The 21,817-nt window shown below is 55.8% G+C and carries 20 protein-coding genes; 14 read left to right on the top strand and 6 right to left on the bottom strand.

Annotated features, from left to right (window positions below):
• Positions 1 to 145 precede the first annotated feature (145 nt).
• The 6 genes from ACYQ15_RS05985 (at position 146) to ACYQ15_RS05960 (ending at position 7,050) form a co-directional block, all read left to right on the top strand.
• Entirely contained in the window at positions 146 to 1,153 is a 1,008-nt protein-coding gene (locus ACYQ15_RS05985; RefSeq protein WP_459936615.1) for a serine protease, read from the top strand.
• Positions 1,154 to 1,574: 421 nt separating this feature from the next.
• Positions 1,575 to 2,006: a hypothetical protein gene (locus tag ACYQ15_RS05980; RefSeq protein WP_459936614.1), complete on the top strand. Its 432-nt coding sequence runs from the start codon at positions 1,575 to 1,577 to the stop codon at positions 2,004 to 2,006.
• A 14-nt stretch (positions 2,007 to 2,020) separates the two neighbouring features.
• Complete coding sequence (locus tag ACYQ15_RS05975; RefSeq protein ID WP_459936613.1) at positions 2,021 to 3,739, top strand: solute carrier family 23 protein; 1,719 nt, start codon at positions 2,021 to 2,023, stop codon at positions 3,737 to 3,739.
• Positions 3,740 to 4,225: 486 nt separating this feature from the next.
• The gene (locus ACYQ15_RS05970) at positions 4,226 to 4,687 is read left to right on the top strand and encodes a YaiI/YqxD family protein (protein ID WP_459936612.1); all 462 of its coding nucleotides are present in this window, start codon (positions 4,226 to 4,228) and stop codon (positions 4,685 to 4,687) included.
• Positions 4,688 to 4,943: 256 nt separating this feature from the next.
• Positions 4,944 to 6,587 carry a glucose-6-phosphate isomerase gene (gene pgi / locus ACYQ15_RS05965; RefSeq protein ID WP_459936611.1) on the top strand — a complete coding sequence of 548 codons (1,644 nt, stop codon included), beginning with the start codon at positions 4,944 to 4,946 and terminating at the stop codon, positions 6,585 to 6,587.
• 1 nt (position 6,588) lies between these two features.
• Positions 6,589 to 7,050, top strand: a complete 462-nt coding sequence (locus ACYQ15_RS05960; protein WP_459936610.1) for a PaaI family thioesterase — start codon at positions 6,589 to 6,591, stop codon at positions 7,048 to 7,050.
• A 225-nt stretch (positions 7,051 to 7,275) separates the two neighbouring features.
• On the opposite strand, the gene msrB is transcribed toward ACYQ15_RS05960, so the two are convergent.
• The 3 genes from msrB to ACYQ15_RS05945 all read right to left on the bottom strand — a co-directional run bounded on the left by msrB (position 7,276) and on the right by ACYQ15_RS05945 (position 10,242).
• Positions 7,276 to 8,388 (bottom strand): peptide-methionine (R)-S-oxide reductase MsrB, encoded by a 1,113-nt coding sequence (msrB, locus tag ACYQ15_RS05955; protein ID WP_459936609.1) that lies wholly within the window; start codon positions 8,386 to 8,388, stop codon positions 7,276 to 7,278.
• Between the two features lie 128 nt (positions 8,389 to 8,516).
• Positions 8,517 to 9,413 (bottom strand): zinc metalloprotease HtpX, encoded by an 897-nt coding sequence (locus ACYQ15_RS05950; protein ID WP_459936608.1) that lies wholly within the window; start codon positions 9,411 to 9,413, stop codon positions 8,517 to 8,519.
• 391 nt (positions 9,414 to 9,804) lie between these two features.
• On the bottom strand, positions 9,805 to 10,242 hold the full coding sequence (locus tag ACYQ15_RS05945) for a Fur family transcriptional regulator (protein WP_459936607.1): 438 nt from the start codon (positions 10,240 to 10,242) through the stop codon (positions 9,805 to 9,807).
• Positions 10,243 to 10,504: 262 nt separating this feature from the next.
• Here ACYQ15_RS05945 and ACYQ15_RS05940 point away from each other — a divergent pair, with 262 nt between their 5' ends.
• The 3 genes from ACYQ15_RS05940 (at position 10,505) to mreB (ending at position 13,265) form a co-directional block, all read left to right on the top strand.
• Positions 10,505 to 10,840, top strand: coding sequence for a DUF6485 family protein (locus ACYQ15_RS05940; protein WP_459936606.1), 336 nt, complete (start codon positions 10,505 to 10,507; stop codon positions 10,838 to 10,840).
• On the top strand, positions 10,837 to 11,871 hold the full coding sequence (locus ACYQ15_RS05935) for a GAF domain-containing protein (RefSeq protein ID WP_459936605.1): 1,035 nt from the start codon (positions 10,837 to 10,839) through the stop codon (positions 11,869 to 11,871). The genes ACYQ15_RS05940 and ACYQ15_RS05935 overlap by 4 nt, the downstream gene beginning before the upstream one ends.
• Before the next feature lie 368 nt (positions 11,872 to 12,239).
• Positions 12,240 to 13,265, top strand: coding sequence for a rod shape-determining protein (gene mreB / locus ACYQ15_RS05930; RefSeq protein WP_459936604.1), 1,026 nt, complete (start codon positions 12,240 to 12,242; stop codon positions 13,263 to 13,265).
• Between the two features lie 15 nt (positions 13,266 to 13,280).
• On the opposite strand, the gene ACYQ15_RS05925 is transcribed toward mreB, so the two are convergent.
• Positions 13,281 to 14,105: an ion transporter gene (locus ACYQ15_RS05925; RefSeq protein WP_459936603.1), complete on the bottom strand. Its 825-nt coding sequence runs from the start codon at positions 14,103 to 14,105 to the stop codon at positions 13,281 to 13,283.
• An 84-nt stretch (positions 14,106 to 14,189) separates the two neighbouring features.
• On the opposite strand from ACYQ15_RS05925, the gene ACYQ15_RS05920 reads away from it, so the two are divergent.
• A complete protein-coding gene (locus ACYQ15_RS05920) occupies positions 14,190 to 14,345 on the top strand; it encodes a hypothetical protein (RefSeq protein WP_459936602.1) in 156 nt (51 codons plus the stop codon).
• 71 nt (positions 14,346 to 14,416) lie between these two features.
• On the opposite strand, the gene ACYQ15_RS05915 is transcribed toward ACYQ15_RS05920, so the two are convergent.
• Positions 14,417 to 15,826 (bottom strand): M16 family metallopeptidase, encoded by a 1,410-nt coding sequence (locus tag ACYQ15_RS05915; RefSeq protein ID WP_459936601.1) that lies wholly within the window; start codon positions 15,824 to 15,826, stop codon positions 14,417 to 14,419.
• 199 nt (positions 15,827 to 16,025) lie between these two features.
• Positions 16,026 to 17,414 (bottom strand): M16 family metallopeptidase, encoded by a 1,389-nt coding sequence (locus ACYQ15_RS05910; protein WP_459936600.1) that lies wholly within the window; start codon positions 17,412 to 17,414, stop codon positions 16,026 to 16,028.
• Positions 17,415 to 17,809: 395 nt separating this feature from the next.
• On the opposite strand from ACYQ15_RS05910, the gene ACYQ15_RS05905 reads away from it, so the two are divergent.
• The 4 genes from ACYQ15_RS05905 (at position 17,810) to ACYQ15_RS05890 (ending at position 21,817) form a co-directional block, all read left to right on the top strand.
• Positions 17,810 to 18,937 carry a branched-chain amino acid ABC transporter substrate-binding protein gene (locus ACYQ15_RS05905; RefSeq protein WP_459936599.1) on the top strand — a complete coding sequence of 376 codons (1,128 nt, stop codon included), beginning with the start codon at positions 17,810 to 17,812 and terminating at the stop codon, positions 18,935 to 18,937.
• Positions 18,938 to 19,170: 233 nt separating this feature from the next.
• Positions 19,171 to 20,076, top strand: coding sequence for a branched-chain amino acid ABC transporter permease (locus ACYQ15_RS05900; RefSeq protein WP_459936598.1), 906 nt, complete (start codon positions 19,171 to 19,173; stop codon positions 20,074 to 20,076).
• On the top strand, positions 20,073 to 21,032 hold the full coding sequence (locus ACYQ15_RS05895; protein WP_459936597.1) for a branched-chain amino acid ABC transporter permease: 960 nt from the start codon (positions 20,073 to 20,075) through the stop codon (positions 21,030 to 21,032). The genes ACYQ15_RS05900 and ACYQ15_RS05895 overlap by 4 nt, the downstream gene beginning before the upstream one ends.
• Positions 21,029 to 21,817, top strand: coding sequence for an ABC transporter ATP-binding protein (locus ACYQ15_RS05890; protein ID WP_459936596.1), 789 nt, complete (start codon positions 21,029 to 21,031; stop codon positions 21,815 to 21,817). Before ACYQ15_RS05895 ends, ACYQ15_RS05890 begins: the two co-directional genes overlap by 4 nt.

The raw sequence follows: 21,817 nt of genomic DNA, 5'->3' as shown, positions 1-21,817 counted from the left end.
GTTTCATCTGGAAATTGTCGGCAGCAATTCGGATGACTTCCTGTATGGCACGATGAGCGTGATCGCTGACGGTTGGAGACACGGGACTTGATGTTCGAATACCGAACCTGTCGGATACGGTTAATCTGTAAAAGGAGGGTCTGCGGTGGGCAAGAATGTTTGGTGGGGTGGACTGGTTTTGTTCCTTTTTCTGGGGTTGGCGGCGCCGGTCTCGGCGCAAATCGTTCCATACCAGGACGGTGGTCAGCATGATTTGGGAAAAATTCTTGGCGGTCAGCGGGCTGACATCAGGACTTGGCCCTGGACTGTTGCCGTGGCGCATGCCGGTGTGGCGGATGCATTCCGTGCCCACTTTTGCGGCGGCACCTTGATTTCCGGACGCTGGGTAGTCACCGCGGCCCATTGCTTGACGGACAGTGCCGGAAACCTGAAATTCAGACCTGGAGATCTGCATGTGGTCACCGGCAGATCAAATCTGCGTTCCGAAGGAGGGGATCGGATTCCCGTCAGCGGGTTGGTGGTGCATCCCGGATATAATCCGGAATCCAACGATTCAGATCTTGCCCTGCTTCAATTGGCCAGAGATCCCGCGGAAGGAACGATCTGGAGTGTACTGCCGGTAATCCAAACCAATGACCCGGCAGGCCTGACTGCTGCGGGCAACCCTTCCTGGGTCACGGGCTGGGGCGCCTTGGGACCTCAGGGTCCATTCCCTCAAGATTTGTACCAGGCTCAAATCCCCCTGGTCTCACAGACAGCCTTGATTTTGGCCTACCCACCTCCTTTCTTTTCCATTACCGGCAATATGATCGGCGCGGGTCCGGGAGACGGGCGCGTGGATACATGTCAGGGCGATTCCGGCGGGCCGCTGATGGTGCGTGACGGATCAGGCAATTATGTGCTGGCCGGCGTGACCAGTTGGGGGCTGCGCTGTGGCACCCCTGGCATTTACGGTGTTTATGTCCGATTGGCGAACTATTGCGGCTGGATCAAGGGCGCTACCGGCGTGGGCGATTGCGGTCCTGAGCATGGAGGATCCGGAGGCGGCTGCACTGTCGGCGGAGAAAACCAAGGCGGAGAATGGTTGTTGCTGGTCATGGTCTTGCTGCTGATGGCGGGGCGAACGTTTTTAAAACGCCAGGCAGCACCCTGATTACCGAAATAAGTATGCTGCTGAGTTCTCACCACGTTTTCAAAAACATGTGGCAAGCATGACCTGGATACCTGCCTTCGCCGGAATGACTTGTTTCTCAATGCCGTCGCCGGATTAGTCATACCCGCGAAGGCGGATATTCAGTTCTCTTTTTACTCGGATGAGCAGAATAGTTACCTCCGGTCCCCTGCGTGAATTCTCCATGTACACCATTTAAAGGGGTTGGACTTCCGTGCTTTACTCCTCAGCTTGTGAGATTCACAGGGGGAGCCATTTCCATTATCCTGGGATCTTTTCCAGCTACTGCTTCCGATTGCCTTGAACGGCGTAACCCATGACGTGACGGCAATCCGGGCGGTAGCGAGACTTGTCTCCGCACGGGATTTTCAGATTCGGCGCGGAAGAGAAAGGAGCTTAGGTGATGATTGAAGTGGTCCGTGTCACAGTTGCCCCGCGCAAGGAACTGGTGGTCGTGGTCAATGCCGGACTGGAAGGTTTGTGTCGCCTGATGAACTACCCTGAAGACGTCTCCAAACGGTTGCAACTGGCGACGGAAGAAGTGTTTCTTTACGTCGTGAATACCATCAGAACCACAAAGATGAACGCGGATATTACGGCGCGTTTCCGCCATCATGCCCGCAGTTTCCAAATCGTGATTGAATATCCCGGAATCCGCGGTCCCTTGGATCACTATCTACGACTGGGGCATCTTCATCTGCTGCAGGTGAAGACCTTCGAAGCCCTTGGTCTCTGTCTGGCAAGCCAAATCCTGGATTCGCTCAATGCGCGGTATTGGCCGCAAGAGGGCATTAATTCCTATGTTCTGTCCTTGAACGCACCGAACCCAGACTGAGGAACGTTCGCGTTTTGCCGCAAATATCCCGAAAACCCCCCAACCTGCTGTACGGAGTCAACGACAGCCCCCCCAGGCTGAGTCTGGTCATCCTGGGTATCGAGCACGGCGCGCTGCTGATTTCCAGTCTGATGGCCACCGTTTTTTTTGCCCAGGCACTGGACTTGGACACGCCTGGGACGACCTCCCTGATCAATATCGCGCTCATTGCCGGAGGGTTGGCCTGTATTCTTCAGTCCCTGGGCAGATGGGGGGTCGGCTCGGGATATTTTTGTCTGCACACCAGTTCATTCATCTACTTTCAGGCTTCCATTACCGCGGCCCATGTCGGCGGACTGCCCCTGGTTTTCGGCATGACCGCGTTTGCCGGCATCATGCAGGCCATTCTTTCCAGGATGATCGGCAGGCTGCGCGTTTTGTTCCCTCCCGAGGTGGCGGGTTTGGTGGTGGCCATGGTTGGGATGGCCTTGGCTCCGTATGCGGTGAGATCGCTGTTCGGTTTGGGAATGGGGAACGTCAGCCTCGAACTGGATACATTTCTGGTGGGAGTCGGCACCCTGGTCATCATCGTCGGCTTGAACGTCTGGGGATCCAAAGTTTTCAGGCTCTACTCCATCCTGATCGGCATCATTTACGGATATGCGTCCGCCCTTCTGCTGGGGGTCATGCCTCGAGAGGTCCAGGTGGAGGCGTGGGCCATGTCCTTCTTCTCATTGCCGCATATCGAGCATCCGGGATTTTCCTTCGATCCTCTGCTTATTCTGCCGTTTCTGATCGCCGCGATCTGCGCGTCGTTGAAGCTGACCGGCGACATCATCACCTGTCAGAAAATCAATGATCTGGAATGGAAACGGGTGGATATGGCTTCGGTGCAACGCGGAATCAACGCCGAAGGTCTCGGCACCATGACCGCCGGGCTGCTGGGCGGCACCGGCTTGGCCGCCTCGTCGTCGAACATCGGGATGTCCTATGCCACCGGCGCCACCAGCCGCGGAATCGGGTTCGTTACGGGCGCTTTTTTCATTGGTCTGGCTTTTTTTCCGCAGGCGGCGTTTATTCTCGCCAACATGCCCGTTCCGGTCATCGGGGCGATCATCATGTACGCGGCCTGTTTCATGATCGTTACCGGCTGGTCCATTATCATGTCCCGAATGATGGACTCCCGCAAAACCTTTGTCGTGGGGATTTCATTGATTCTGGGCGTGAGCGTGTTGGTCGCGCCGGAAATATTCGATTCCATCCCGAACCAGTTCAAGCCCATCTTTGGGTCGTCCATCGCCTTGACCGCGGTTTCCGGCGTGCTTCTGACGCTGCTGTTCCGGATCGGCATCACGGATCGGGCGGTTCTTGTCTTGAGCCTGCACAAGGGTGCCGGAAGCACGATCCATGATTTTTTTGAAGACATGGGTGGAAAGTGGGGTGCCAGACAGGAAGTGGTGCGCAAGGCGGCCGGGGCTTGCGCGGAACTGCATGAATCAGTTTGCGGAACAAGTTCGGCAGCAGGGGAGATGCGCCTGGAGGTATCTTTCGACGAATACGTTCTCAAGGTATGCGCGGAATACGAAGGCCCGGAACTCATCGCCACCCACCACAGGCCAAGTCCCGAGGAACTGTTGGAGGACGATCAAGCCCTGGCCAGGATGTCGGGATATCTCGTCATGCAGTATGCGGACAAGGTCCAGTTGGAGAACGTAGCAAACAGGCGAACGGTGAGGTTGTCCTTTCTGCATTGAGGAGGGAATCGTTGTCCTGCAATGGTTCGATGAACGAATCCTGACTCAATTGAATACCATGCAGGATCGCAAAATCAAGGCAACCCAGGCCAGTACCGTTTCATGGAACTTTTGCTGTGGAGTTACCCAGAACGTATACTGTAACTGCTCAAATAAGGTCGGGCACAGACTGCGCGTTCCCTTGAAGCTGGATCCGGCCTTCGCGGGGATGACTTCAATGCGAACGCTTTCAAGCACGTCATGCCCGCGAAGGCGGGCATCCAGACCATGCTTGCCACAGTTTATTGAGCAGTTACCGTATACTTGCTCAATTACTCCGGCAGCTTCGCCTGGACACCGGCCTGCGCCGGGGTGACGACCGCGAAAATTCGCTAATACAGAACACCAGCCGGTATCCAGGCAGCAAGGAGCCCGATGGCAGGCTGCCCGTTGTTATTGAGCAGCTACCAATGTGATCGTTAACTAATTAAAATCAAAGAGAAAATTTTGCTGCACATTTTTGTCGATGCTGATTCCTGCCCGGTCAAAGAGGAAGTGTACCGCGTTGCCGACCGTTATCAACTCTGCGTTACGTTGGTGGCCAACTCCTGGATGCGTATTCCCAGTGAGCGCAGGATCGTGCTCGAAGTTGTCGCGGAGGGGCTGGATGCGGCTGACGACTGGATTGTCGATCACGTCAACGCGCATGATATCGTGGTCACCACTGATATACCGCTGGCCGGCCGCTGTCTGAAGAAAGGTGCGCAGGCGATCAGACCCACGGGCAAGCCATTTACGGAAGACAATATCGGCATGGCCGTCGCCACTCGGGATCTGTTATCGGAGCTTCGCGGTTCAGGTGAGATGATCGGCGGTCCCCCGCCCCTCAAAAAGCAGGACCGATCGCGTTTTCTGCAACAATTAGATGAGATGATTCAAAAGATTCGCCGTCTGCACCCGCCGGAGTGAAAAGCAAAACCACATGTTTTGGCGATGTTATTTGTTTTCAGTCACGCTCTCGTCTTGGGCATCCCCGGGCACGACTTTTTGGCGTTGGAGGCCTTCTTTGCCTTGGACGGGCGACGTTTGCCCATAAAGCCTGAATCCAGGCAATACACCCTCGAGTCATCACGGGAAGCCTCGTTTGATATTTGAATTCCGGCCTTGGACAGGGCGGATTGGCGATTTATGTGTTGAAAGGAACATTTCAAACCATGGAGGAGTCATGAGCAACTTGACGACAACATCCGCCTGGAAGGCTCTGGCAGAGCATGCCGAGATCATGAAGACCCGGCACATGCGGGATCTTTTTGCAGCCGATGCACAACGATTTGAGCGTTTTTCGGCCACGGTGAACTCGATTCTGGTGGATTACTCAAAGAACATCATCGATCAGCAGAGCATGGATCTGCTGTACAGCTTGGCGCGGGAAGCCGAAGTGGAGCAGTGGCGGGACAGAATGTTCGGCGGGGAGCGGATCAATTTTACGGAAGACAGGGCTGTTTTGCATGTGGCTCTGCGAAATTACTCGGACAGGGCGATTATGGTCGACGGCAAGGACGTCATGCCCGAGGTGCGCGATGTCCTGGCCAAAATGGAAGCCTTTTCCACCGCGGTTCGGGATGGAGACTGGGTGGGCTTCACCGGCAAGCTGGTCAAGGATGTCGTGAACATCGGCATCGGGGGATCGGATCTGGGGCCGTACATGGTCACCGAGGCCCTGAAGCCGTATGGGCATCCCAATCTGCGGGTTCATTTCGTATCCAATGTGGACGGGACGCATATCGCGGAAGTGCTCAAGCGATGCGACCCGGAAACCACGCTGTTTCTTGTCGCTTCCAAGACCTTCACTACCCAGGAAACCATAGCCAATGCCAATACGGCCAAAAAATGGCTGTTGGATGCGCTGCTTGATCCGACAGCCGTGTCCATGCATTTCGCCGCATTGTCCACCAATACGGAGAAAGTTCGGGAGTTCGGGATTGATCCGGAAAACATGTTTTCGTTCTGGGACTGGGTCGGCGGGCGATACTCCTTGTGGTCGGCCATCGGGTTGTCCATTGCCATCTATGTCGGGATGGACCACTTCGTGGAACTTCTGGAAGGGGCATTCGTCATGGATGAACATTTCCGGACCGCTCCCCTGGAAGAGAACCTGCCTGTGATTCTGGCCCTGCTCGGCGTCTGGTACAACAATTTTTTTGGCGCCCAAAGCCATGCCATCCTGCCGTACGATCAGTATCTGCATCGGTTTCCGGCCTATTTTCAGCAGGGGGACATGGAAAGCAACGGCAAGCGGGTCACCCGGGACGGGGATGTCGTGGACTATTCCACCGGCCCGGTGATCTGGGGCGAGCCCGGAACGAATGGTCAGCATGCATTCTATCAGCTGATCCACCAGGGAACCAAGCTGATCCCCGCGGATTTCCTGGCGCCGGCGCAGAGCCATAACCCATTGGGGAAGCACCATGAAATCCTGCTCTCCAATTTTTTCGCCCAGACCGAGGCCCTGATGCGGGGCAAGACCGAGGAGGAGGCGCGGCGAGAGCTGGAGGCTTCCGGCATGGATGCGAAACAAGTGGATCTTATTGCACCCCACAAGGTTTTTCCGGGCAATCGACCCACCAACTCCATTCTTTTTCCGCAATTGACGCCGCATACGCTGGGCAGCCTGATTGCCATGTACGAACACAAGATTTTCGTGCAGGGCGTGATCTGGCGGATCAACTCCTTTGATCAGTGGGGCGTGGAACTGGGCAAGCAGCTGGCCAACGCCATTCTTCCGGAACTGGAGGATGATCAACCCGTTCAGGGGCATGATTCGTCCACCAATGGGTTGATCAATTACTTCAAAATGATCAGGCGCTGAGATGTCCGCTATACCGGTTCAGCATCTTTATGCCGATGAACTCAGCCATTGCTATGGTTGCGGCAGGAACAACCCGCACGGACTGCACGTGCAAAGCCGGTGGGACGGCACGGAAGCCACGTCCCGGTTCTCTCCGGGTCCGGAGCATATCGCCGTTCCGGGCTACGTCTATGGCGGGCTGCTGGCCTCGCTGGTGGATTGTCACGGCGTGGCCACGGCCGCGGCGGCCGCCGGGATGGAGCGCGTCGGCAACGAGCCCCTGGGGCGGTTCGTCACCGCCTCCCTGAATGTGGTTTTTGTCAAACCCACGCCCTTGGGCGTTGAGCTGGAGCTGCGAGGGCGGGTCACGGAGCGTCGCCGACGCAAGCTGGTGGTGGCGGTGGAAATTCTGGCCGAGGGGGAAGTCCGGGTGCGCGGCGAGGTCGTGGCCGCGCCCATGCCGGGGAGCATGGAAATGAAGTAGGAGCTGTTTCTTGTGCTGATAATACTCGAAAAGGCGGCCTTTGGCCGCCTTTTATATTTCTGATGGTGGGAAATGGTCCGGGACCGCCGCACCCCCAGTGCGGCATGAGCGCGAACATCCCAAGTGACATGGCATTCACCAACTTGCCGCACTGGGGGGCGGCGGTCCCAGGAGGGCAAGGCGCAGCATGTCAATGTGTGAACCATTTCTGAACCAGTTCACATTTTATCTGAACAATTCGACGAACTGTCCGTAGCCTTCGGCCTCCAGGTCTTCCGCGGGAATGAAACGCAGGGCCGCGGAGTTGATGCAGAAGCGCAGTCCGGTGGGAGGGGGGCCGTCCGGGAAGACGTGGCCCAGATGCGAATCGGCATGCTTGCTGCGGACTTCGGTCCGGCGCATGAACAGTTTACGGTCCTGACGCTCCACGACGTTTTCCGGAACCAGCGGCCCGGTGTAGCTGGGCCAGCCGGTGCCGGAATCGAATTTGTCCAGGGAACTGAAGAGCGGTTCGCCGGAGACCACGTCCACATAGATGCCCGCCCGCTTGTTGTCCCAGTATTCATTCTTGAAGGGCGGCTCGGTACCGTCTTGCTGCGTGACCTGGTACTGCATGGGCGTGAGTCTGGAGCGCAATTCCACCATGGAAGGCTTGGCAAAGGGCGGAGTGAATCCAGGGGATGCGGGGCGCTGAACCTCAGACTCGCTCCAGTGCTTGTCCAGGAAGGGCTGGCGCCCGGAAAGCACTCGGTAGCGTTGATAATGCTCGGGATTGGTGTCCGAATAGTTCTGGTGATAGCCTTCGGCGGCGTAGAACTTCCCGGCCGGAAGAATCTCCGTGGCAATGGGCCGGGAAAATTTTCCTGAGTCCCCAAGAGCCTTCTTTGATGCCTCGGCCGCCGCTCGCTGTTCTTCATCATGATAGAAGATCGCGGTCTTGTATTGGGAGCCGCGATCCGCGAATTGTCCACCCTGATCGGTGGGATCAATGGAACGCCAGAAGGCTTCCAGGATTTGTTCGTAGCTGGTCACGGTCGGATCGAACCGGACCTGGACGGCTTCATAGTGGCCCGTTCGTCCGCCGGTAACCTGCTCGTATGTCGGATTGTCCACATTCCCGCCGGTGTAACCGGATATTGCCTCCTGCACTCCAGCCAACTTCTTGATGTCCGCTTCCAGGCACCAGAAGCAGCCTCCAGCCAGCGTGGCCAATCCATGATTTCGGGATTCCTGTTGCATTGTCGTTTTCTCCTTGGCGCTGATCAATGTCGGCAAACCCATATATGTCGGCAGAACGATCAGACAGCTGAATATGAATGTCTTCATGAGGGTCTTCATGCCAAACTCTCCTGTTCTTTCGCAATTATGCCGTGCAGTCACGATAAGATCCGGATGAGCAATGGCAAGCAGATAATGTGTTTGGGGCTTTTGAACGAACTGCCGGACAGGACTTTTTCGACACTCCGTTATGCCAGATGGATTTGGCGGCGTTTTTGGATGGATGAGGATTGCAATGAAAGCAGTCGTTGTACCCGTTTTTCTGTCGCGGGATGGGTCCGCAGCCAGGAATACTGAGGAATCCGTGATCCCGGCCAGAGACGTCGGAGGATGGAAACATGGTGATGTTCGACCTTGTACAGGGCGCTGGCCAGTCCTTCAGGATCGTTCGTCAATTGAACGGCCTGCATGTCAGCATCATATTCCCTGGTCCGGGAAAGACCCAGCTGGGCCAGCAGCATGATTTGCGGAGCAAAAACCAGCAGCAGGACAGCCCACCAGTTGACATGCACTTCCGCCATCAGGATCAGGGGTAGATTCAGAAATAAAAGAAACTGGCCGATCAATGAGAGTAAACCTGCCATGCGGGTAATCAGATCGGCCAGGACCATGACCCGCAGGTCATTGTTCGCAATGTGGCTGATTTCATGGGCCAGCACGCCAACGATTTCTCGGGGTTGCAGGGATTGCAGCAGGCCATTGGTGACGGCCACGGCGGATGCTTTACGGTTGCCGACGCTGAAGGCGTTGATCACGTTGCTGGAGATGAAGAATATTTGCGGAACAACCTGCAATCCGGCTCTCTGGGACAATTCGCGGACAAGTCCGAACAAGGCCGGAGCCTGGTCGAAAGAAAGGGGGCGAGCCCGGTAAAGACGCAACACCAGGTGAGGTGATTTGGACGGGTTCCAGAGCAGGGGGATGACGGACATCAGCAGCATCATCCACAGCCCCTTGGAACCAAAAAGGATGTAGCCAAGCAGTCCCAGAAAGCCGCTCATGGAAATCAGCAGCAATCCGGCCTGAAGGCGGTTGTGCAGGTTATGTCGCTTCCAGTCGGCGCGATTGATGCGGGGGCTGTTCATGTACTCATATGGGAAATGGCTTGATGCCGTGGATGTGGACACTAATAAATAACAACTCGAACAAATGTCGTACCAAGTTGGCATCTGCATCGGGGTCGGTATCGGCGTCGGTATTGAAAGCGCAGTCTGCAGGAGCATCAATGTATACGAAACCGATTCCGATTCCGGTCCCGACCATGATGCAGAAAACCGGAGCAATGGTGCAAAACAGAACGGGTGCTGAGTTGATATATCGATAATGATTGATGACCACGCGAAATGTGATCACGGATGGTATGACCATCTCGAGAGATGGCAAGAGGGAGGAGGGGAATTGACCAGCTTCAGTCGATCAAGACGGTAATTTCAAAAAACCTTGGTCGGACTGGTGAAACGCTTGGCAGAGGCTGTACTATTTGCCGGATCTCCGGCATTCCGGGCAGACCCCGAAAAGGTACATTTTGTGTCCCGTCAACGTGAAATCGTGGTCCTTGGCCAGCTGTTCCTGAAGCTTCTCGATTTGGTTGTCGATAACTTCCACGCTGCGGCCGCAGCTTGAACAAATCAGGTGATCGTGATGGGCATGGCCGAAGGTCGGCTCGTATCGCGTCACGCCATCGCCGAAATTCACTTCACGCGCAATTCCTGCTTCTGAGAGCAACTTGAGTGTCCGGTACACGGTGGCCTGACCGACCTGCGGGTCGCTCTGCTTGACCAGGTTATACAGTTCTTCCGGGGAGACATGATCACTGGTTTGCCAGAAAACATCAAAAATGAGCCCTCGCTGGGATGTAAACTTGAGCTTCTTCTTGGCCAGAAAATGAAAGAACTGATTGCGTGCATCTTGCATGTGGCTATCTCCATAATTTGATTATCCTTAACTAGCCTGCAGCATGTAACCTGTCAATGTCGTATTCTGATCCGACGCGAAGTATTTTTTTGGAAAAACCAATCAAATCAAGTTATTGACATTAAGTCGAAGTCTTTTTAAGATCCAAATCGCAATATGTTGACTAACGATTCATGGCTGCTCATGAATATGTCTCATCATCGGCTCATTGTCTTGCACGGCTTTCCACGATAATGATTTTTTTCCACTTCGCCCGCTGCCAATGAACGAATGGATTGATCGCGGGTATGGACCCTCATGCACACAATTCATGGGGATGAAGCTGGAATTTCAAGCCCGCGGCCCGGATTTTTTGCAGACACCTTGCACCTCCTTGGAGTTCTCGATGTCCAAGAGCAGCCAATGCCCCCGGATTAAAATCAACACCAAATTTTGCACATGCACATCGGTAGATTGTCCGAAGTATGGGTTGTGCTGTGAATGCCTTCATTATCACCGGCAACGCAACGAGCTTCCCGGATGCTACTTCACCCCGGAGGAGGAAAAGTCACTGAATCGAAGCATTGATTTTTTTGTTCAAAGACGCTCCCCAAAATGATTTTCAACCTGGAACCTATGGATAGTCAGCATATCGGGTGCTTGCAGCACCTGTTGAGCATCATCGCAAACTCCTTCGACGCCTACTCGACGGTTTTGTTCCTGCCTGACGCAAGCGGCACGTACAGCGTGGCCGCTCACTTCAGCCTGGGAGATGATCTCTCGCGCAATGCCACGGTTCAACCTGGAAAAGGGCTGGTGGGATGGATACTCCGAAACAATCAGCCGCTGCTGGTCAATAACTTTGAACTGCAGAGCGAATCTTTGGGGTATTATTCCGGCCAGAGCGAGTCCGTGGTCAAGGCGTTCATGGGCTGCCCGCTCAGGGATGGACAGGGAGTCTTGTGCGTCGACAGCAAAAAAAGCTACTCCTTCAGCACCAAGGATCAAAAGATTCTCCATCAGTTCGTGGAGTTTGTCGCCGCGCTGCAAATGGATAGTTGTCGGCTGCGGACAAGCAGGAAGGACTTCACGTATTATCAGGCGCTACAAAAATTGCGTGAGCTTCGACAGCGGTTTCCGCTCTGGTCGTCATACCTCAAAAATTTTCTCGAGATTCTGTCGGAAACCACCCAGATACAACACACTGCCCTTGCCGTCCGGGATGAACTCGGACAAAATTTTTCCATCGAGGGCTGGACCGATGGATTTCCACTCAACAATCTTTCCAAACTCGACTCTTACCCCATTGGAAGCGGACTTGTGGGGTGGGTTTTCAAGAACGAAAAGCCCGTGTTTTCAGCGGACATGGAATCGGGACATACCGGGGTCACGCTGTTTGCCAAAGATGTCCTCGGTTCAGAGGTGCTGCATACGGTTATCTGCCTGCCGCTCAACGTCTCCAAGCGAACGAGGGCTGTTTTGGTGCTGGCCGATCCAATAGTCCGTGTCCCGTGTAACGAAATGAGGGTCTTTCTGCGGTTGGTTACGGAACATCTCGAGTTTTTTCTGGAAAATCTTTATCTGCGCAATCAGGTGAGCAAACTCAAAGCCATGCTCCCGCCACCGCCCGCTCCGGAAAAAGACCACTGATTTTTGACGATCCTGACATATCAGGTTCTTATCGTAAATTTTTGTTCTCACCCAACTCACTGAGATACTTAAAGGTGGTTGCCCTGTTTTGGGTGGAACGGCTGCCCAACCGAGCCGGACATCGCTCATCAAGCCGTTGCCAAACGCAGAGAGCACAGTCTCTTGTTGTTGCAGCGCACCGGTTTGGTGTTCCGGTCGGGCGGAAGTTTTGATCCGGCCAAAACAGGGTACACCACCGGGAGAACAGATTTGTCCTGGGTTTCTGAGATTTCCGTTGACAGCGGATACGAACTTGGGTCAGGAAATTACGTCAGGCAGCATGGCTTCACTTTTTTGTCCCCATTCATCATTTGCAAGGTGGTCACGGCATGTTTTTCAAGCGCTTCTTCTCTTTCATGAACACCGATTTGGCCATGGATCTGGGTACGGCCAATACGCTGGTGTATACGCCGAAAGATGGCATCGTCCTTAACGAACCCTCGGTTGTGGCATTGGACAACCGGAGTGGAAACGTTCTGGCGGTGGGCAAGGAGGCCAAGGAGTTTCTGGGCAGAACCCCGAAAAGCATCCGTGCGATCCGGCCCCTGAAAGACGGGGTCATTGCCGATTTTGAGGTGACCAAGGAGATGATCGCCTATTTTGTCCGCAAGGTGATCCGGGGAATGCGCCTGATCAAGCCGATGATCATCATCGGCGTTCCCGCAGGGATCACCCAGGTCGAGAAGCGGGCGGTCATAGAGTCCGGAACCCAGGCCGGAGCACGGGAAGTCAAGTTGATCGAAGAGCCGGTGGCCGCGGCCATCGGCGCCGGTTTGCCCATTGACGAGCCCATTGGGAACATGGTCGTGGATATTGGCGGCGGAACAACCGAAGTGGCCGTCATCTCTCTTTCCTCGGTGGCCTATTCCGAATCGGTGCGCATAGCCGGCGATGAGATGAATGAAGCCATCCAGCGTTATGTTCAAGATGAGTATCAGATGCTGATCGGGGAAAATATGGCCGAGAAAACCAAGATCGTCATCGGGTCGGCCTTCCGTCAGGACAAGCCTCTTTCCATTGAAGTCGGCGGGAAAAACATGGTGGACGGGAATCCGCGCACATTGACCCTGCACGATGAGGAGATTCGGGTGGCGATTCAGGAACCGGTCAATGCCATCGTGCTGGCGGTTCGTCGCGCTCTGGAAAAAACCCCGCCGGAACTGGTGGCCGACATTGCCAACAACGGTTTATATCTGGCCGGAGGCGGGGCATTGCTCAAGGGGCTGGATCAGCTCATTGCCCAAAGTGCGCATCTCCAGGTCATCAAGGATGACGACCCTTTGACCACGGTGGTGCGAGGCGTGGGCAGGGTCCTGGAAAATCAAAAAAAATATACGTCCGTGTTCATCAACTAATTACCTTCACGGTTGTCACGCATCCGATTTTTCGGATTTCTCTTTCAATAGCCGGTCCAGCTTGCTGTCCAAGCCGTTCAGGCGAGCTTCCAGCCTTTGCCAAGTCTTGGCCGGATCTTCCCGTATTCCCTCTTCAATGGCCTTTTCCTCCATGGCCCCGACAATGATGCCCACAACCAGGTTGATGACCGTGTATGTGGTGACAATGATGAAGGGCACGAAAAACATCCAAGCCAGCGGAAAAACCTCCAGTACCGGGCGTACGATGCCCATGGACCAGCTTTCCAGGGTCATTATCTGAAACAGGGTATATAAAGAAGCGCCGATGGATCCGAACCACTCCGGAAAGGCGGCTCCGAAAAGCTTGGTCGCAATGACCGCTCCCACATAGAAGATGATGCCCACAATGCCGGCTACGGAACTGACGCCGGGCAGGGCGTGCAGCATGGCGGCAATCACCCGGCGCATGCTCGGCAAAGCGGAGATCATCCGCAAAACGCGCAGCACCCGCAGCGAACGCAGTACGGCAAGCCCGCCATGACTGGGTATCAATGAAATGGCCACCACGAGAAAATCGAATATGTTCCAGCCTTCCTTGAAGAAACGTCCCCGCAGGGCGTAGAGCTTCAATCCGATTTCACAAATGAAAATGCTCAGACAGATCCGGTCAATGATCAGGAGAAGGGGGCCTGCCATTTCCATGGCCCGGGCCGAGGTTTCCAGGCCAAGCACAATACCGTTGATGATGATGACAACAATAATGGCATTTTGGAACCGACTGCTCTGGACGACGTCCTGGATGCGGTCACGGGTGACGGCGGCAGGGGATTTGAAAGGCATTCTGTATCCGTTGGGTTTTGAGAATTAAGGAGGAATGGGAAGGTGAAACAGCGGAGAAGTCACGATCAAGAGGAACTCCTGACCATGACCCGAATGGAATTTCAGCAAATTGTATGGGCAACTTTTCCGGATCGATTTAAAGAAGAACCATGTACCCGTCAAGAAATCAGAACAGCGATTTTGTTGCAAGCCTTTGGTTCGGTGAGTAGTTGCCCCAAAAAATATGCAACCGCCGAATAAAGCCTCCGGCGGTTGCTATGCTGGGAGCTGGAATTTCACTTTTCCAGCAATGCCCGTATCAGGGATAAGGATCAATCAGACGCGGGGATGTTTGTGGCGGGGCCGTCTGGTTCAAAGAGTCCCACTGGACCGCCAACGATAACCGTCACCATAGTTTCGGGCCGCAGGCGGCGTTGGAGCGCGTCGTGAGACTCCTGCGTCGTGACCTGAGAAACATGCTCGGTATAAGTTTCCAGGTAGTCCAGAGGAAGCTCATAGAATCCGATCATGGCCAGAGCAGAGACGATTTCGCTGTTGGAGACAAGGCCCAAGGGAAACCGGCCAATGATGTTCGCCTTGGAGGCGGCCAGTTCTTCTTCCGTGGCACCATGTTCTATGAACTGTTCCAATTCGTTGTGCAGTACTTCCACGGACAGAGGGGCCTGATCGATGCCGGTCTGCATGCTGATCACGAAGGGCCCCTCCGCAGACATGGGAACAATGCCGCTGGAAACGGAATACGCCAATCCACGTTCATTGCGAATTTCCCGGAACAGTCTGGACGTGAATCCGCCGCCGCCCAGAACGTGATTGGCCACACTCAGCGGGAACCGGTCCGGATCGTTGCGACGCAGCACGGGAGTACCCATCTGGATATGGGCCTGTTCGGAAGCGAAAGGAATGTGCTCCAGAACGGGAGACGTGCGCGGCGATACCGGCGGAAGCTCCGGCATCCGCTCTCCCTGAGGGAGTGCAGCGCAAATGCGTTCGCTGATTTCCCTGGCTGTCTCCAGGTCCAGATCCCCGGTCATGGCCAGAACCCCGTTTCGGGATGTATAGTGTTCCTGAAAAAATCGCAGCAGTTCGTCGCGGTCCAGGTTCGGGATGCTGTTCTCGGTCCCCAGCGGGTGCGCGGCATAGGGATGATCGCCATACGCCAGCTGGTAGAAGCGCCGGGAGGCGAGGGTTCCCGGCTCCTGGCGTTCCTGCTGGAGTGCCTGCAGCGTATGGCGACGGGCTCTTGCCAGATCGTTCTCCGGAAATGACGGGTCATCCAGGATGGAGACGAAGGTTGCAAGGGCCGTCTCCATCCAGTCCGGTTCGGTCAGGGTTCGCAGGCGAAGAACGGCCATGTCCCGGGCCGTGCTGGTGCCGAACTGAGCTCCGATGGATTCAAACCGTTCCGCCACGGCGTCCGCGTCCAACTCTGTAGTGCCGAAGGCCAGGGCCTGGTTCGTCAAGCGGGCCACGCCGCCACGGTCGCCGTCCCGGGCGGAGCCGGCATCGAAAAGCAGGCGCACGTCCAGCATGGGCAGGGCCGGAGCCGGTGCAAAGAGCACGGTCATGCCTTTTTCTGTTTCCCAATGCTCGAACTCCGCGGCCGTTGCCGACGTCGCGATCAAGCAGGCGGCCATGAAGAAGAACAGGAAAGGAATCAGGAAACGTCTTTGAATCAGCATAGGTTTCAGGAAAGCTTGCATGTATGGATCACGTTGTTGCATGGGATACCTCGGATGAAAGAACCTTTGTTCAATTGGGAGTCGACGAGCACAAGAGGTGCTGGCTACTGACGCTTTGCCCCTTCGTGCTCTTCGTGTCCTTCGTGGTGAAAAAAAACGAAACGGACTGAAAGAAACCAAGTCTGCGACGGTATTATTTGAATCGATCGATTACCATAATTCTTAACTAAGTAATTCTTAACTACTGGACCAGGATATCTGACGATTCTCGCACAGGGACATCCAGCGGCAGCGGGTCGAGAACGGCGACGGTTCGCGTATCCGGAATCAGATATCGTTGCGCAACGCGCTGGACATCTTCCGCTGTAACTTCACGAATTCCCTCGGCATATTCTTCAATGGTCCGCCAGCCGAGCCCGATGGTTTCCAGCATGCCCAGCTCAAAAGCCTGGGCATTGAGCGAATCCCGGCGATAGACCATTGAAGCGATGACCTGGGCCTTGACCCGTTGCAGCTCCTGCTCGGTGACGGGTTCGTTCCGCAACGTCTCCACCTGTTCAAGGAGCGCCTCTTCCAGGACCTGGATTTCCGTTCCCGTGGACGGCATGGCCGCGAGAGTAAAAAGGCTGTCCAGGCGGCTGAAAGCGCTGTATCCCGCGTTGGCGGCTCGTGCCAGTTCCCGGCCCCGGACAAGTTCACGGTCCAGGCGGGATGCTCGGCCGGAACTGAGCACTCCCGCCGCGACCATCAGGGCATAGGCGTCCTTGGCCGATTCCAGAGAATCTTCGCCGTGTTCCCGCAGGGTCAAGAGCACCGGCGTTTTCCAGCCCATCATCAAATACGGCATTTCCGCCGGCACCCGCAGGGTGGTCCGGCGTTCGCCCCGCTGAGGAGTTTCCACGCGCGGTTTGACTTCCGGCAGCGGTCTGGCCGGGATGGGGCCGTAATACCTTTCGGCAGCGGCAATGACTTCCTCCGGATTCACGTCGCCCACCACCACGGCCACGGCGTTGTTGGGCACGTACCACATGTCGTACCATGCCTGAAGATCCTCCAGCGTGTAGGCTAGAATGTCCGTCATCCAGCCGATGGCGGTATGCCGGTAGGGGCTGTTGAAGAAGGCCGTGGCCATGAAATGTTCGTTCAAAAGGGCAATGGGCCGATCTTCCCGGGTCAGCCTGCGCTCTTCGATGACGACGTTGCGCTCCGGTTGGAACTCGTCCTCGGTCAGCTTCAAGCCGTGCATCCGCTCGGCTTCCATGGACATGACCATCTCCCAGTGCGGCGTTCCGACAACCTGAAAATAGGCGGTGAAATCCGGCCCGGTGAAGGCGTTCTGGGACCCGCCGATTTCCGAAATGATCCGCGTGAACTCCCCGGGCGGATATTTTTCACTGCCGCGGAACATCATGTGCTCCAGCATGTGGGAAATGCCGGTGATACCGCTATGCTCATGCATGGAGCCGACGCCGTACCAGATCTGATTGGTGACGACGGGAGCGCGTTGATCCGGAAGAACCAGGACGGTCAACCCGTTGTCCAGGCGATGCTCGACTACGTCCGCTGAAACCGTGAGCGGCAAAACCGCCAGCCAAAAGAACACGACAAAAACAGTGAGTGATCGTTTCATGTTGAGTACCTTGTCTGATTGGAGGATGTGTGGAGATTGGTGGATATGTTGGCGGTGACTTGGAATCGCCTGCAACCTGAATCTCACAATTCTTGGGTGGTATGGTGATCACTGATCCGGACTTGGCAAGAGTGAAAAAGGACACGCGGCACCGACCATTCGTTACGATCCGGATAACCTGATCTGGCGGAGAACTGTATCATTTGTGCTTGTAGGACGATGAGTTAGTAACAGTAAGTAAACAATATTTCAGGAGCGAGTCAATTTGTTCAAGGTTGTTGATTTTCCATATTTTTCGCCGTAAGAGACCCAATCAGCTCAGTGTTGCTGCTGGCATTCACAACTGGTTTCGGCTTGGAATGGTTCAACCTTTTTCTTCCGTAGGAGGCAATTGCATGAAAAAACGTTTGTTTTTAAGCGTGTTGGCGAGTTTGCTGGTGCTGCCCCTGTTGCTGGGCCAGGCCCATGCCGAGATCCGGATCGGCCTGATGGCTCCCTTGACCGGCTCCTGGGCCAGCGAGGGTCAGGCCATGAGGCAGATCGTGGAACTACTCGCCGAGGAACAGAACAATGCCGGTGGAGTCATGGGGCAGAAGGTGGTCATTGTCGCCGAGGATGACGCAGGCGATCCGCGTACCGCTGCTCTGGCAGCCCAGCGTTTGTCCACTCGCAACATCGTGGCCGTCATCGGCACGTATGGCTCGTCCATTACCGAAGCCAGCCAGAACATCTTCGATGAAAACAGGATCGTTCAAGTGGCCACCGGCTCCACGGCCATTCGCTTGAGTGAGAAGGGTATGCGTTATTTTTTCCGCACCTCCCCCCGCGATGACGAGCAGGGACTTGTAGCGGCGAATACCCTCAAGGACATGGGATTCAACAAAGTCGCCATCCTTCACGACAACACCACCTACGCCAGGGGACTGGCCGATGAGGCCCAGGCACTGCTCAGGGAAGGCAATGTTGAAATCGTCTTCTTCGATGCCCTGACTCCCGGCGAGCGCGACTACAGCGCCATTTTGTCGCAATTGCGTGCTCGTGGCCCGGAAGTCGTTCTGTTCACCGGCTATTTTCCTGAAGCAGGTCTCCTGCTGCGTCAGAAAAAAGCCATGGGCTGGGATGTACCCTTTATCGGCGGCGACGCCACGAACAATCCCGACCTGGTGAGCATTGCCGGGAAGGAAGCAGCCGAAGGCTTCATGTTCCTCAGCCCGCCCGTGCCTCAGGATCTGGACTCTCCGGAAGCCACGTCCTTCATGAATGCCTACCGGGCCAGGTACCAGGACGACCCGGCTTCGGTCTGGGCCGTACTGGCCGGCGACGCCTTCAAGGTTCTTGTTGCCGCCATTGAAGGCACTCAGTCCACGGATCCGGACAAGATCGCGGAATTTCTGCGGACGGAACTGCAAGATTTTCAAGGCCTGACCGGAACCATCGCCTTTGATGAAAAGGGCGACCGGGTGGGAGAATTGTACCGCGTGTACAAGGTGGACGGCGAAGGCCGCTTTGTCATGCAGCAATAATTTGTGACATATCCCGGCAGGCCGGCTTGTGCTGGTCTGCCGGAATCGCCTTTGAGGAATAAAGCGGATTGGCGATAGCCCTTTAGGTAATGATTTTGAAATGATGCCGAGGCCCACGGCGTGCCGATCTTTTGAAAAAGCAAGCATGCATATTCAAAATACTTACCTGAATGTCCATCTCCCGCATCATCTTCACAAGCTCCGTGTTCTCCTAACCACTCGAAGGACATGAAATGCAACTTTTCCTGGAACAACTGACCAACGGCTTGGCCGTGGGCGGCATCTACGCCCTGATCGCCCTTGGGTACACCATGGTCTACGGCGTACTCAAGCTGATCAACTTCGCTCACGGCGACCTGTTCACCATTGGAGCCTACCTCGGATTGACTCTTCTGCTGTCCTTGGGGTTGACCGAACACCTCGGTCCCATGGCCGGCATTATGGTTCTGGTGATCATGGTCATGGGTTTGGTGGCCGTTATCGGAGCGCTGCTGGAGCGGGTCGCCTATCGCCCCCTGCGCACGTCGCCAAGGCTGTCCGCGGTTGTTTCCGCCCTGGGTGCGTCCATTTTTTTTCAGAACGCCGTGATGCTCATCTACGGCGCCCGGTTCCGCGTCTACCCCCACGACATCTTGCCGACCACGTCGATCTCCATGTTCGGAGTGGACATTCCTGTGATGCGGATCGTTCTTTTTGCCGCGTCCATTGTGATGATGGCAGGGCTGTACTTTTTCGTGCAGCGCACCAAGACCGGTACGGCCATCCGGGCCGCGGCCATTGATCAGGGCGCCGCCAAGCTGATGGGCATCGATGTGAACCGGGTCATCATGTACGTCTTCCTGATCGGGCCGGCCCTGGGCGGAGCAGCCGGGATGATGGTCGGGCTCTACTATGGTCAGATCAACTTCACCATGGGCTGGGTCTACGGCCTGAAAGCGTTCACGGCCGCAATCCTGGGAGGAATCGGCAACATTCCCGGCGCCATGCTCGGGGGCCTGCTTCTGGGCGTCATTGAAGCCATGGGCGCGACGTACATCTCCCTGGCCTGGAAGGACGCCATTTCCTTCATGGTCCTGATCCTGATCCTGATCTTTCGCCCCACCGGCATCCTGGGCGAGCGCGTGGCGGACAAAGTATGAAGCCCGCAATCATCATCAATATTCTTTTCGTTGGGGCATTGCTGGCCGCTCCGCACTTTCTGGACGCCTACTGGATCGATGTCCTCAATTCCATCGGCCTGTACGCGATTCTGGCCCTCAGCCTGAACATCATTCTCGGCTACGCCGGGTTGTTTCACATGGGGCATGCCGCATTCTTCGCGGTGGGCACCTACACCACGGCCATCCTGAACACCCAGTTCGGGATTCCGGTGCTCTGGCTGATGCCCCTTTCCGGCATGGCGGCCGGGATTTTCGCCCTGCTCGTGGCCAGACCGATCATTCATCTGCGCGGCGACTATCTGCTCATCGTGACCATCGGAATCGTGGAAATCGTGCGCATCGCCCTGGTGAACAACGTTTTCGGGATCACCGGCGGCGCCAACGGCATTTTTGGGATCAGCCGGCCCGTTGTTTTCGGCTATGTGATCCGCACGCCATATGATTTCTACTATCTGATCCTCGCCTTTGCCGCGATCACGGTGCTGCTTTTCACGCGCCTGGAAAACTCACGTTTCGGACGGGCCTTGAACTACATTCGCGAGGACGACGTGGCCGCGGAAGGCAGCGGCATCAATGCGGCCCACTACAAACTGGTGGCTTTTGTCATCGGTGCCTTCTGGGCCGGCATGGTCGGGACCATCTTCGCGTCCAAAATGACCATTGTTTCCCCGCAGTCCTTCACGTTCTGGGAATCCGTGATCATGTTCACCATCGTGATTCTGGGCGGAGCCGGTAACATCAAGGGCGTCATTCTCGGAGCCTTTCTGATCATCGGCCTGCCGGAAGTCTTTCGGGAGTTTGCCGGGGCACGAATGCTCTTCTTCGGTGCGGCCATGATCCTGATGATGATCTTTCGGCCAAAGGGCATCCTGCCGCCTCCGCCGCGGACGTTCAATCTGGATTTCCTGGCCAATTCGCGGGGAGGTGGAAAATGAGCGGTACGCCTCTTTTGCGCCTCGCCAATCTGACCAAGTCCTTCGGCGGGGTCATGGCCGTGAACAACGTCACCTTCGATGTGGATCACGGTTCCATCGTCGGCCTGATCGGCCCCAACGGCGCGGGCAAGACCACTGTCTTCAATCTGATTACGGGAAACTACCAGCCCAATAGCGGACAGATTCTTTTTGACGGGCGCAATATCGTGAACATGCGCACCAACAAGATCGTTTCCCTGGGCGTTGCCAGAACGTTTCAGACGATTCGCCTGTTTCAAAACATGAGCGCGCTTGAAAACGTGCTTGCCGGATGCCATTGCCGGATGCGCTCCGGAGTCGTCGGCGCCATGCTCCGGCTGCCCTGGCAGAAAAAGGAAGAACGCGAGGCCCTGGAAATTGCCGTGAAGGAACTGGAGTTCGTCGGGTTGCGGCCGCATCTGGATCAGGCCGCCCGGAACCTGTCCTACGGCAACCAGCGCCTGCTGGAGGTCGCCCGGGCCCTGGCCACCAAGCCGCGCTTTCTGATTCTGGACGAGCCGGCGGGCGGGATGAACGACTATGAGACCCAGGTGCTGGTGAACCTGATTTTGCAGATCCGGGATCGCGGAATCACGGTGCTGCTGATCGAGCACGACATGAATCTGGTCATGCAAATCTGTGAAAAACTGGTGGTGTTGGAGTATGGGGTATTGATCGCCCAGGGGACTCCGGCCGAAATACAAAAGGACCAACGGGTCATCGACGCCTACCTGGGTGCACCGGATGACGACGACGAGGATTTCTGA

The sequence above is a fragment of the Desulfonatronum parangueonense genome, from assembly GCF_054656975.1.
Note: the sequence above shows the minus strand (reverse complement) of the source record. Positions and strands in the feature narration are given on the sequence as shown.